At 61.3% G+C, this 12,190-nt stretch carries 11 protein-coding genes; 5 read left to right on the top strand and 6 right to left on the bottom strand.

From position 1 onward, the window contains the following. Nucleotides 1-25 precede the first annotated feature (25 nt). From JOE29_RS01615 to JOE29_RS01605, 3 genes are all read left to right on the top strand, one after another. Nucleotides 26-760, top strand: coding sequence for a ComF family protein (locus JOE29_RS01615; RefSeq protein WP_044312523.1), 735 nt, complete (start codon nt 26-28; stop codon nt 758-760). Nucleotides 761-1,005: 245 nt separating this feature from the next. Continuing rightward, nucleotides 1,006-1,770 carry a TOBE domain-containing protein gene (locus tag JOE29_RS01610; RefSeq protein WP_103363240.1) on the top strand — a complete coding sequence of 255 codons (765 nt, stop codon included), beginning with the start codon at nt 1,006-1,008 and terminating at the stop codon, nt 1,768-1,770. An 81-nt stretch (nt 1,771-1,851) separates the two neighbouring features. Continuing rightward, a complete protein-coding gene (locus JOE29_RS01605; protein ID WP_024693535.1) occupies nt 1,852-3,768 on the top strand; it encodes a PhoX family phosphatase in 1,917 nt (638 codons plus the stop codon). A gap of 268 nt (nt 3,769-4,036) precedes the next feature. Here JOE29_RS01605 and JOE29_RS01600 read toward each other — a convergent pair whose 3' ends face one another. Genes JOE29_RS01600 through JOE29_RS01575 form a run of 6 tightly spaced genes read right to left on the bottom strand, consistent with a single transcriptional unit; the run spans nt 4,037 to nt 9,588 of the window. Next, on the bottom strand, nt 4,037-4,870 hold the full coding sequence (locus tag JOE29_RS01600) for a phosphodiesterase (RefSeq protein WP_210078739.1): 834 nt from the start codon (nt 4,868-4,870) through the stop codon (nt 4,037-4,039). Nucleotides 4,871-4,895: 25 nt separating this feature from the next. After that, entirely contained in the window at nt 4,896-5,927 is a 1,032-nt protein-coding gene (locus JOE29_RS01595) for an ABC transporter ATP-binding protein (RefSeq protein ID WP_003411847.1), read from the bottom strand. Then, entirely contained in the window at nt 5,924-6,718 is a 795-nt protein-coding gene (locus JOE29_RS01590) for an ABC transporter permease subunit (RefSeq protein WP_103694836.1), read from the bottom strand. Before JOE29_RS01590 ends, JOE29_RS01595 begins: the two co-directional genes overlap by 4 nt. Continuing rightward, nucleotides 6,715-7,584 carry an ABC transporter permease gene (locus tag JOE29_RS01585; RefSeq protein WP_024693533.1) on the bottom strand — a complete coding sequence of 290 codons (870 nt, stop codon included), beginning with the start codon at nt 7,582-7,584 and terminating at the stop codon, nt 6,715-6,717. The genes JOE29_RS01590 and JOE29_RS01585 overlap by 4 nt, the downstream gene beginning before the upstream one ends. Beyond that, nucleotides 7,584-8,585: an extracellular solute-binding protein gene (locus JOE29_RS01580; protein WP_003411850.1), complete on the bottom strand. Its 1,002-nt coding sequence runs from the start codon at nt 8,583-8,585 to the stop codon at nt 7,584-7,586. The genes JOE29_RS01585 and JOE29_RS01580 overlap by 1 nt, the downstream gene beginning before the upstream one ends. Beyond that, nucleotides 8,569-9,588: a substrate-binding domain-containing protein gene (locus JOE29_RS01575; protein WP_024649924.1), complete on the bottom strand. Its 1,020-nt coding sequence runs from the start codon at nt 9,586-9,588 to the stop codon at nt 8,569-8,571. The genes JOE29_RS01580 and JOE29_RS01575 overlap by 17 nt, the downstream gene beginning before the upstream one ends. 194 nt (nt 9,589-9,782) lie before the next feature. On the opposite strand from JOE29_RS01575, the gene JOE29_RS01570 reads away from it, so the two are divergent. Continuing rightward, nucleotides 9,783-10,757, top strand: a complete 975-nt coding sequence (locus JOE29_RS01570; protein WP_003411854.1) for a serine/threonine protein kinase — start codon at nt 9,783-9,785, stop codon at nt 10,755-10,757. Nucleotides 10,758-11,084: 327 nt separating this feature from the next. Further along, nucleotides 11,085-11,972, top strand: a complete 888-nt coding sequence (rarD, locus tag JOE29_RS01565; RefSeq protein ID WP_003422622.1) for an EamA family transporter RarD — start codon at nt 11,085-11,087, stop codon at nt 11,970-11,972. Nucleotides 11,973-12,190: the final 218 nt, after the last annotated feature.

The following is a 12,190-nucleotide window of genomic DNA, read 5'->3' as shown; positions in this document are numbered from 1 at the left end:
TGTCGGGCATATTTAAGGAAGAGCCATGCGCTGTCAACCCAGCTACCCGCACGAGGTTTACATCTGGTTAAAAAACAAACAATCGTGTTTGTTATGTGATGAACGCAGTGAGGTGCCCACGCCTATCTGCGTGCCGTGCGAAGCAGAGCTGCCGTGGCTGGGCAACGCTTGTGTGTGCTGTGCGCTACCGTTACCCCGTTCAGGCATGAGCTGCGCGCAATGCTGCAAACAACCGCCTGGCTTTACTCAGGTCATCGCGCCCTGGCTGTACGATTTCCCGGTCGACGGTTTGATCACCCGCTTTAAACATAACGGTAAATGGCCCATGGGACGACTGCTGGCGGAACTGTGCGCGCACTATCTGCAGCACCGTTTCGAGGAAGACCTGCCACGTCCCGACTGCCTCATTCCGGTGCCGCTGGCCATCAAACGCTTACGCCAGCGCGGCTACAACCAGGCGGCAATGCTGGCCGGCTGGCTGGGTAAACAGCTGCAACTCCCCGTCGACGAAGAGCACGTATTGCGCAGCCGGGAAACAACCGCACAACAGGGCCTGGACGCCAAAGCCCGCAAACGCAACCTGCGCGGCGCCTTCACTCTGACTGATCCCGATTGGGTACAAGGCAGGCATCTGGCGCTGGTCGATGACGTGCTCACCACGGGCTCGACAGCCGACGTCATTGCACGTCTATTGAGCAACGCCGGTGCGCGGCGGGTCGACGTGTATTGCCTGGCACGAACGCCAAAGCCGGGGGATTGACCGGGCGCTGCGGCCTGATGCTCTCATGGCTCCCACGCTCCGCGTGGTAGCGCAGCCCTGGACGCTCCGCGTCCGATCTTGAGCGTGCGGTGCGGCGCAGCATTGTGACGCAGAGCGTCACGAAAGGCATGCCAACGCGGAGCATTGGCACGATAGTCATACGGCACACGCTCCGCGTCCGGTTTTCGACGTCATGCACGTGAGCGATCATACTGCCCTCTCCCACTCGACCGCTCTGGATGACCATGTCCCTACCCACCTTGCTGACGCAACACATGGTCCGCCGCCCGCAACGCATTGCGCTGCTGCAGCATATTGCCGAGCAGGGCTCGATCACCCGTGCTGCGAAAAGCGCAGGGCTGAGTTACAAGGCGGCCTGGGACGCGATCGACGAGCTGAACAATCTGGCGCAAAAACCGCTGGTAGAGCGCAGTGTCGGCGGGCGCGGCGGTGGCGGCGCGAAGTTGTCGGTCGAGGGCCAGCGAGTGCTGCGTCTCTATCAGCGCGTCCAGGCATTGCAGGCCCAGGTGCTTGAAGCTGCCGAAGACAGCAGCGATCTGGACTTGCTCAATCGCCTGACCCTGCGCACCAGCGCACGTAACCAGTTGCTGGGGCGGATCGTCAGCATCACCCGTCAGGGGCACAACGATCAGGTTCGCCTGCAATTGGCTGACGAGGTGTTTATCGAAGCGCAGGTCACCCATGACAGCACCCTGCGTCTGGAGCTGGAGAACGGCACGGAGGTGGTTGCACTGATCAAGGCCGGCTGGCTGGAACTGCACGCAGACAACAGCGAAGAAACAACTGGAAACAATTGCCTGATCGGCCGAATCGACAGCGTGACGGACGCTGAAGATGGCCCAAGCGAAGTACGCATCACACTCCCCGGAGGCCAGACGCTGTGCGCCTTGGCGACACCTGAGCACCTGCATGCACAGCAGTTGAAAACCGGCGCCACGGTGCAGGCAAGATTTGCAGCTTCACTGGTACTGCTGGGTATACCGTTGTAAGCGCTGGCAGGTCATCACCACGACACAATTTCGTCATATGCGCGCACTAAGGTGGCTGCCATATTCGAGGGAGCCGTGATGATGAAACTATTAGAAGAAAACCAGACCACTGACCTGGAAAACCTGGTCGGCGCCGACAAGGTCGGCCTCACCCGCCGCGGTTTCATCAGCGCGGGCGCATTGTGCGGCGCGGCGATGTTCCTCGGCGGCAACCTGCTCAGCCGCACCGTCCTGGCGGACAGTGTCAGCGCGGCGTCTGGCAGATTGCTCGGCTTCCAGAGCATTCCTGCTGCCACCGCCGACAGCATCAGCCTGCCGGCAGGTTACAGATCCTCGGTACTGATCAGTTGGGGCCAGCCTCTGCGCGCGGGCGGTCCGGCGTTCGACCCGAGTGGCAAGGGTACCGCCCAGGCTCAGGAGGTGCAGTTCGGCGACAACAACGACGGCATGTGTCTGTTCCCGATGCGGGGTCGCAAAGACCGTGCTTTGCTGGCGATCAACAACGAATACACCAACTACCGCTACCTCTTCGAGCATGGCAAGGAGCCGCAATCGGCCGAAGAAGTACGCAAGGCACTCGCCGCAGAAGGCGTGTCAGTGATCGAGGTACAGCAGAAAAACGGCAAATGGCAGTTCGTGCAGGACTCGCGTTACAACCGTCGCGTGCATGGCAATACGCCGATCAGGCTGAGTGGCCCGGCGGCCGGTCACGACTGGCTCAAGACTGACGCCGACAAGACCGGCACCCGCGTTCTGGGGACTTTCCAGAACTGCTCCAGCGGCCAGACGCCGTGGGGCACGTACCTGACCTGTGAAGAGAACTTCACCGATTGCTTCGGCAGCAGCAACGCGGAGCAGACATTCGATGCGGGCATGAAGCGCTACGGCGTCGTGGCTGCCAGCAAAGAGATCAACTGGCACCCGCACGACCCGCGCTTCGACGTGGCGAAAAACCCCAACGAGGTCAATCGTCATGGCTGGGTGGTCGAGATCGATCCGTTCGACCCTGAATCGACGCCGGTCAAGCGCACGGCGCTCGGGCGTTTCAAGCACGAAAACGCCGCCTTCACGCAAACCAGGGACGGGCGCGCCGTGGTGTACATGGGCGACGACGAGCGTGGCGAGTTCATCTACAAGTTCATCAGCCGCGACCGGATCGATCGCAAGAACCCGAAAGCCAATCGCGACCTGCTGGACCACGGCACCTTGTACGTGGCGCAATTCGACGCTGGCAACGGCAACCCGGATCATCCAAAGGGCAATGGCCAGTGGATCGAACTGAAACACGGCAAGAACGGCCTCGATGCCGCTGCCGGTTTCAATAATCAGGCTGAAGTGTTGATTCATGCGCGCCTGGCCGCCAGTGTGGTCAAGGCCACGCGCATGGACCGCCCGGAATGGATCGTGGTCAGCCCCAAGGATGGCCAGGTGTATTGCACGCTGACCAACAACAGCAAGCGCGGCGAAGAAGGTCAACCTGTCGGCGGGCCGAATCCACGCGCCAAGAACCAGTACGGGCAGATCCTGCGCTGGCGCGAAGGCGGCAACAATGCGTCGGCGATGGCGTTCGAGTGGGACCTGTTTGTGGTCGCGGGCAACCCGACTGTGCACGCCGGCACGCCACAGGCCGGGTCGAGCAACATCAACGCGCAGAATATGTTCAACAGCCCGGACGGCCTGAGTTTTGATCGTTCGGGTCGGCTGTGGATTCAGACTGACGGCGACTCCAGCAACAAGGGCGACTTCGCTGGCATGGGCAACAACCAGATGCTCTGCGCCGACCCTGCCAGCGGCGAGATCCGCCGTTTTCTGGTCGGCCCGGTCGGTTGCGAAATCACCGGTATCAGCTTTGCGCCTGACTACCGGACGATGTTTATCGGCATCCAGCATCCTGGTGAGAACGGCGGCTCTACCTTCCCCGAGCATTTGCCCAACGGCAAACCGCGCTCATCGGTGATGGTCATCACCCGGGAGGATGGCGGCGTTATCGGCGCCTGATCGGCAATCAGGAAGAGGACGCAGATCGCTCATCGTTATATAAAGGTCTGCTATTGATTCTGGCCGGAGGCCGTGGGAGCGAACTTGTTCGCGAAGAGGGCTGTATGATCGTCGAAAATGCATCGACTGAAACACCGTCTTCGTGAGCAAGCTCACTCCCACAAGGATCTTTACTCCGCCTGATACTGCGCGTCGAGCCCCGCTTTCCGGGCTCATCAAGACTCGAGTATCACGCCGGGCGCAGAGCGTGGGAGCGATGAGTAATCACTTAATCAATCAACCCGTTCACATCGTAGAACGGGTACGGCCCTTCATAGTCGCCGAACACGGCGTTATGGCTGACAAACCCCTGCTCCGAATGCCAGCGGTGCAGCACGTAGCCTGCCGGTTCCAGATTGAAATGCGCAGGCGCGGCTTCGTCGAGGTCGAGGACAATCTGATGTGAGGTGCCCGGGCAGATGCTTGCCAGGCTGCCTCCGAAACGTCGTTGCATCGGTCGATGCAAATGTCCGCACAGCAAACGCTCCACTTGCGGATGCTGGGCGATCACGCGCTCCAGCGCCGACGCGTTGCCGAAGGGTTCGCGGTCCATGTGCCCTATGCCGGTAATGAACGGCGGATGGTGCATGACGATCACGGTCGGCACGTAAGGACGACGGGACAGCTGCGCGTGCAACCAGTCCAGCTGACAGTAATCCAGTTGCCCGCCATGCTCGCCGGGAATGGTCGTGTCCATGCCGATCAGGCGCACCGGGTATTTCTCCACCACCCAGTCCAGAGGTCCGCTGGCCGACAACGGCAGGTACACCTGCTCGGCAAACGCAGCCAGCAGGTTGTGCCGATCGTCATGATTGCCGGGCACCAGATAAAACGGCATCTGCAGACGTTCCAGCTCTGGCTTGAGTACGGCGTATTCGTCTTCGCGACCGAAGTCCACCAGGTCACCGCTGATCACCACGATGTCGGGGCGCTGCTTGCTGGCATTGATGTGCGCGACAGCGCGGCGCAACGCACTCAGAGTGTCGACCAGGCCATAAGTCAGGCGGCCGTCGGCTTTGAGGTGCAGGTCACTGATCTGAGCAATGAGAAACGAACGATTCAAAATAATCTCTCTACGAAAAACGAGTTCACGAATGCAGGGTAAACAGCACTTGCGGGTCGACACTCAAGGCAATGACTGCGTTGGCGGCGTAAATCACGTTGTCGGTGCTGTCCACCAGCAGCGGCTGCGGGCCACCGACATCGACCAGCAAGCGACTTTGCGCGCCCTGAAAAAACTGCCCGACCAGACGCCCATGAAGATGGCCGTTTCCAGACATCAAACGCAGGTGCTCGGGGCGGCAGTAGACCGTGCCCGGTACGTCAGCCCCGTGCCACGGCAGCTCGCCACCGCTCACCTTGAGGCCTGACGGGGTGCGCTCGACCACGCTGAACGCATTCAGATTGCCGACAAACCCGGCGACGAAGGCATTGGCAGGTTGTTGATAGATTTCCCTCGGCGTCGCCAATTGCGAGACGCAGCCTTTTTCCATGACCAGAATCCGGTCGCCCAGGGCCATTGCCTCGCCCTGATCGTGGGTGACGAACACCGAGGTGATGCCCAGCCCACGCAGCAACTGGTCCAGCTCACTGCGCAAGCGCTCGCGCAACTGCGCGTCCAGTGCCGCCAGCGGTTCGTCGAGCAACAGCACCCTAGGACGCGGCGCCAGCGCACGGGCCAGAGCGACCCGTTGGCGCTGCCCGCCAGACAGCTCGTTGACGCGGCGATTGCCGTGGCCGGTCAAACCGACCAGTTCCAGCAACTCATCGCAACGCTTGTTGCGCTCGGCAGCCGAAAGACCACGAATCTTCAGGCCGTAAACGATATTGCCGGCCACATCGAGGTTGGGAAACAACGCGTAGTTCTGAAACACCATGCCCACGTCGCGCCGCTCGATGGGCAGACGTGTCACGTCCTGATCATCGAACAACACCTGCCCGACGTCCGGACGTTCAAGCCCGGCAATCAGCCGCAAGGTGGTGGTCTTGCCGCAACCGGACGGACCGAGAATCGCCAGCGTTTCGCCGGGCTCGATGGTCAGGTGCAGATCCTTTACAGCAACGGTGCCGTCGGCAAATGCCTTGCGGCAGCCTTTCAGGCGAATGGTGGTTCCGCTCATCGGCTCTCTCCACGGGCAAGACGCGCGCTGATGGCCTGCAACGCAATCAGCAGCGGCACAATCAGCAACAGAAAAAGAAGGGTGTAGGCACTGGCGACTTCCAGTCGCGCCGAGGCGTAACTATCGGCCAGACCGACCGGCAGGGTTTTGGTCATCGGCGTGTGCAGCATCCAGGTCAGGTTGAATTCGCCCAGCGACAGGGTCACAACCATCAGCACGCCAGCGAGAATCCCGGCCCGGCAATTAGGCACGACCACACTGAAGAAACGCTTGATCGGCCCGGCGCCCAGACTGGCGGCAGCCTCTTCAAGCACCGGCAGTTGCTGACGCTGCATCACCGCCATGACCGGACGCACCAGGAACGGCAGGGTGAACAACACGTGGCCGACCAGAATGAACAACCAGCTGCTGCGAAAGCCGCCGAACTGGCCGTAGGTCAGGAGTAACGCGAGGGCGCTGGCCAGACCGGGCATGGCGACGGGCAAGACCATCAATTCCTCGAAGGCCCGGCTGAAGCGATTGTTCATGCGCACCAGTGCATACGCAGCCGGAACCCCTACCAGGCACACGCAGATTGCGCAGGCCACGGCCAGTTGCAACGACAGCCAGACGGTGGGTGAATAGGCCTGCCAGACCTGTACCAGCCAGTCGAAGGTCAGACCGCTCGACAGACCGAGAAAATAATTGCGCGTCAGGCCGGCCAGCAGCGACAGCACCACAGGCACCAGCATGAACGCACAGACCAACAGGGTGAACGCCAGTTGCGCCACGAACAACGTTGAACGTTTCACAGGACAACTCCCGATTTACCGACCATACGACGCGCCAGCAACAGCACTGCCCACGTCACCAGCCCGAGGATGACTGACAGCGCAGCGGCCACCGTGAAGTTGGCATAATTGGTGAACACGTTGTAGATCGCTACCGGCGTGACGTTCAGGCGCGTGCCCAGGGTAAAGGCCGTGCCGAAGGCGCCCATCGACGTGGCGAAGCAGATCGCGCCGCAGGACACCAGCGCGGGTGCCAGCCCCGGAACGATCACATCGCACACCACCCGCCAATGACCGGCACCCAGCGAATGCGCGGCTTCTTCAAGGCTGCGGTCCAGGCTTTCGCAAGCGGCCATGACTGTCAGAATCACGCGCGGAATCGAGAAATACAGATAGCCGATGAACAGCCCGGTCAGCGAATAGGCGAACACCCAGCGCTCGCCCGCCAGGTGCAGCCCGAGCGCGGCGAAGATGCCCTGTCGACCGGCCAGCAGAATCACCAGAAAGCCGACCACCACACCGGGAAACGCCAGCGGGAAGGTCAGCAAGGCCACCAGCGCAGAGCGTCCGAAAAAGTGGTTGCGGGCCAGAAACACACCGCTGATGCCGCCGACCAGCAACGCCGCGAGCGTTACCACCAGCGCCAGCAGGCAGGTTTGCAGCAGACTGCCGAGGTACTGAGCACTGCTCAGGACCTGCCAGTAACCGCTGCCATTGCCATCAGATCCTTGCGTACCGAGCATGATCAGGTGGGTCAGCGGCAGCAGCCAGAATGCCAGCAATACGGCCATCGCCGGGGCCAGCGCCACCGCAGCGGTCGGGCGCAGCCGCAGCCTGAAAAATCCGCCCTTGCGCAGAGGCAGCGCTTGTTCCGGCGAGGCCGACATTACTTCACCTCACGCAGATAACGGGCAGCGAAAGCTTCCTGAACCGCGGCCATGTGCTGGTAGTCCACCACACCGGCGCGGGCGTAATCGCTGTCCGGCAGGAACTGTGCAGCCACTTCGGCAGGCATTTTCGAGCGCACTGGACGCAGATAGGCCTTGGCCCACAGCGCCTGCCCTTCGTCGGACAATACGAAGTCCAGCACCTTCTCGGCGTTGGCACGATGCGGCGCCTTGGCCACCAGGCTCATCACGTACGGAACGCCGATGGTGCCTTCCTTGGGAATCACGAAGGCGACGTTGGCCTTGTCCTTGTAGCGAGCGCGATAGGCGTTGAAGTCATAGTCGACCAGAATCGGCAGCTCGCCGGACAGCACGCGTGCATAGGCGGTTTGCTTGGGCACGATGGGCGAGTTTTTCGCCAGTTTCTGGAAGTAGTCGATGGCCGGACCGAAGTTGTCCAGCGTGCCGCCCATGGCTTGGTTGATCGCCACGGCGGACACGTAACCGACGAACGCGCTGGACGGGTCGAGGTAGCCGACCATGCCCTTGTACTCGGGCTTGAGCAGGTCCGCCCAGCTTTGCGGCACCGGCAGACCGCCCAGTGCGTCGACGTTGACCATGATGCCGAGGGTCCCGGAGTGAATGGCGAACCAGTGCCCTTCGGGGTCCTTCAGACCTGCCGGAATCTCGTCCCAGTGCTTGGGTTTGTAGGTGTCGACCACGCCGGCCTTCTGCGCCTGCAAGCCGAATGTCACGCCGTAATAGACCACGTCAGCGACTGGTGCGGCTTGCTCGGCAACGATCTGCGCCAGCGCCTGGCCGGAGTTCTTGTTATCCAGCGGCACCTGCACACCGGTGCTGTCGGCAATCGCCTTGAGCTGCGTTCCCCAGTCGGCCCATTCGGGCGGGCAGTTGTAGCAGATGGCGGTTTCGGCGGCCTGGGCGAGGCTGGCCGCACCGCATAACAGCAGTGCCGCGAGGGTTTTACTGAGGCTGAGCATGAAGCATCTCCTGGTAGGGCTGGGTGCTTTCGCCGGGCCGGATGTGGCACGGCAGACAATGAGAAACAGGTACTGCGCCAGCAATCCGTGCCAGTAATTGGTCGATGACGATGTGCGCCAGCTCGGCGATGGGCTGAACCACGCTGCACAAGGTCGGGTGCATCTGCGTGCCGAGGGCGATGCCGTCGAAGCCGATCACCGACAGGCGCTCGGGAACGCCCCAGCCGTTGCGGCGCAATTCGGCAATCAGGCTGATGGCCAGCAGATCGTTGGAACAGACCAGCGCGCTGGGCGCGTCCGGCCCACGTAGCAGCGGTTCGAGTGCAGCGAAATCGGCGCTTGTATGAGCAGGCATTTCAATCACCGGGCGAGCTTCAAGCCCGCACTCGGCCATGGCGTCGCGATAACCTTCATAACGCAGTCGGGCGCGGTCGGACTGCATGGCCGGGCCTGCGACCATGGCGACTCGCTGATGGCCTGCATCGATCAGGTATCGAGTAGCCAGCGCCATCCCCGCGCGGTTATCCACAGACACCGAGCTGTAATCCGGATTGTCGGTCTGGTGATAGGCCAGCACGAACGGGGTGTCTTCACTGATCAGGTCTTGCAGCACTCGGTTGTGCTCGGCGTCGGTCACCGTCAGCACCAGCCCGTCGACCCGTTGACGTAACAATTCCTCAACCACGGCGCTTTCACGCTCTGCGGTGTAGTCTGTGGTTGCCAGCAGCAGGTTATAACCCCGCGCCCGAGCCGCCCGCTCCATGGCCTGAAACTGCTCGGCAAACACCGGGTTGAGCAGGTTGGGCACCACCACGCCAATCAGATTGGTGGTTTGCAGACGCAACTGGCGGCCCAGCCGGTTGGGACGAAAACCCAAGGCGCGGGCCGCGGCGAATACCCGCTCGCGGGTCTCCAAGCGCACGACGTCGGGGCTTGCGAAGGCACGTGCCGCCGTGGCTCGGGAAACCCCGGCCAGATGCGCTACCTCTTTCAGATCAGTCATTGTCACTCGCTTGAGATCGATCTCATTGACGGCGACTCTAGGCGCCGAACATGGCTATCTCGCTAACGACTCATGACTTTTTGATGACAAAAGAGAACCAAGGCAGATTAAACGGACGGGGTTTGGCGAAGCGGGACCGGTCTGCGTTACCATCAGCGTTCCGACGCGGCAACCTGCTGCGCGCAGGAGTAGTCATGGCTCACCCGTTTGCAACACTTACTCCCGATCTGGTTCTGGATGCTGTCGAAAGCATCGGTTTTCTCAGCGATGCCCGCATCCTGGCGCTCAACAGTTACGAAAACCGCGTGTATCAGGTCGGTATCGAAGACGGCCAACCGCTGATCGCCAAGTTCTATCGCCCACAGCGCTGGAGCAACGAAGCCATCCTTGAAGAGCACAGCTTCACCGCTGAACTGGTCGAGGTCGAAGTGCCGGTGGTCGCACCCATGGTGCACAACGGCGCAACCCTGTTCGAGCACGCCGGTTTTCGTTTCACGCTGTTCCCGCGTCGCGGTGGACGAGCGCCAGAGCCGGGCAACCTTGATCAGCTGTATCGCCTGGGCCAGTTGCTGGGGCGCCTGCATGCCGTCGGCTCGACCAAACCGTTCGCGCACCGTGAAGCCCTGGGCGTGAAGAACTTTGGTCATGACTCGGTCAATTTCCTGTTGGAAAACGACTGCATTCCGCGCAGCCTGCTGCCGGCTTACGAGTCGGTGGCCCGCGACCTGCTCAAACGTGTCGAAGACGTTTACGCAGCCACACCGCACACCAACATCCGCATGCATGGCGACTGCCACCCCGGCAACATGATGTGCCGCGACGAGATGTTCCACATCGTCGATCTGGACGATTGCCGCCTTGGCCCTGCCGTCCAGGATATCTGGATGATGCTGGCCGGCGACCGCCAGGAACGTCTGGGTCAGCTATCGGAACTGATGGACGGCTACAACGAATTCCATGATTTCGACCCTCGCGAACTGGCCCTGATCGAACCGCTGCGGGCCCTGCGCCTGATGCACTACAGCGCCTGGCTGGCCCGTCGCTGGGATGACCCGGCCTTCCCGCACAGCTTTCCGTGGTTCGGCACGGAGCGTTACTGGGGCGACCATATCCTGGCCCTGCGCGAGCAGATGGCCGCACTGAATGAAGAGCCGTTGAAACTATTTTGACCTGATGAGTCCCAGATTATCGTGCGGCGCTCCGCGTCGCATGCAGTTCTGGACGCTCCGCGTCCGATCCTGAATGTCCGGTGCGGCGCAAATCTGTGACGCGGAGCGTCACCCAAGGCATTCCCACGCTGGAGCGTGAGGAACGATAATCTCAACTATCGTGCGACGCTCTGCGTCCGATCCTGAGCAAGCGGCGCGGCACAAATGTCGAGAATCAGTCGAACCTGTGTATAACATCGAGCGCTCCAGCGTCAGTACAATCAAAACCATCCACCGCATCACCCCATAATAAAACCGGAATTTTCTGTATTAAAGGGACGACGCTCCATGCAAGCTGCCAATCCACGCCGTGGATACATTCTGGGCCTGAGTGCTTACATCATCTGGGGCCTGTTCCCCATCTACTTCAAAGCCATCGCCGCGGTTCCGGCCATCGAGATCATCATCCATCGCGCGCTCTGGTCGGCGCTGTTCGGCTCGATTGTGCTGATGTTCTGGAAGCATCCCGGCTGGTGGCGCGACCTGCGCAACAATCCGCAACGCCTGGCGGTGCTGGCATTGAGCGGTACGCTGATCGCTGCGAACTGGATCGTCTATGTCTGGGCGGTGAACAACGGACGCATGCTTGAGGCCAGCCTGGGCTATTACATCAACCCATTGGTCAATGTGCTGCTCGCCATGTTGCTGCTGGGCGAGCGCCTCAGACGCCTGCAAATGCTGGCGGTCGCCTTCGCCGCCATTGGTGTTGCCCAGCATGTCTGGCACGTTGGCAGCCTGCCGTGGGTGTCACTGGCGCTGGCGCTGACCTTCGCGTTCTACGGGCTGATCCGTAAAAAAGCCCCGGTCGCCGCCCTCCCCGGCCTGGTGGTGGAAACCTGGATGCTTGTGCCGCTGGCGCTGATCTGGCTGACGCTCAACCCGACGGCCGTGAGCGCCCAGCCAGAATTCTGGACCACGACTCAAGCGATCTGGCTCGCCGCTGCCGGCCCGGTCACGCTGGTACCGCTGGTGTGCTTCAACGCCGCCGCACGCCATCTGCCTTTCACCACCCTGGGCTTCCTGCAATACATCGCGCCCACGCTGGTACTGCTGTTGGCCGTGCTGCTGTATGGCGAACACCTGACCACCAGCACCATCATCACCTTCGCCTTCATCTGGACGGGGCTGGCCATCTACAGTGTGGATATCTGGCTGAAATCCCGCAGCCGTCACTGATCAAAAAACAGTCAACACCTCGCAGACCGCGCAGCACGTGGGCTGCAAGAGGTTCTCCAAAGGTTATCCACAGGCAGACTGACCTTATCTGTGCACAAGCCCTTGAAACTGTTGAATTTTTGATCAATACGCGCCAGGCCACGGCGGGTGTGGCGCGCAAGGCTATTCCCCCAGGTTATCCACAGGCAGGTGCACGATTAACTTGGATAACCCGGATA

This window comes from Pseudomonas sp. PvP009, assembly GCF_017832995.1.
Lineage (GTDB): Bacteria > Pseudomonadota > Gammaproteobacteria > Pseudomonadales > Pseudomonadaceae > Aquipseudomonas > Aquipseudomonas syringae.
The sequence above is the reverse complement of the archived record's forward strand: the minus strand, read 5'-3'. Positions and strand labels throughout refer to the sequence as shown.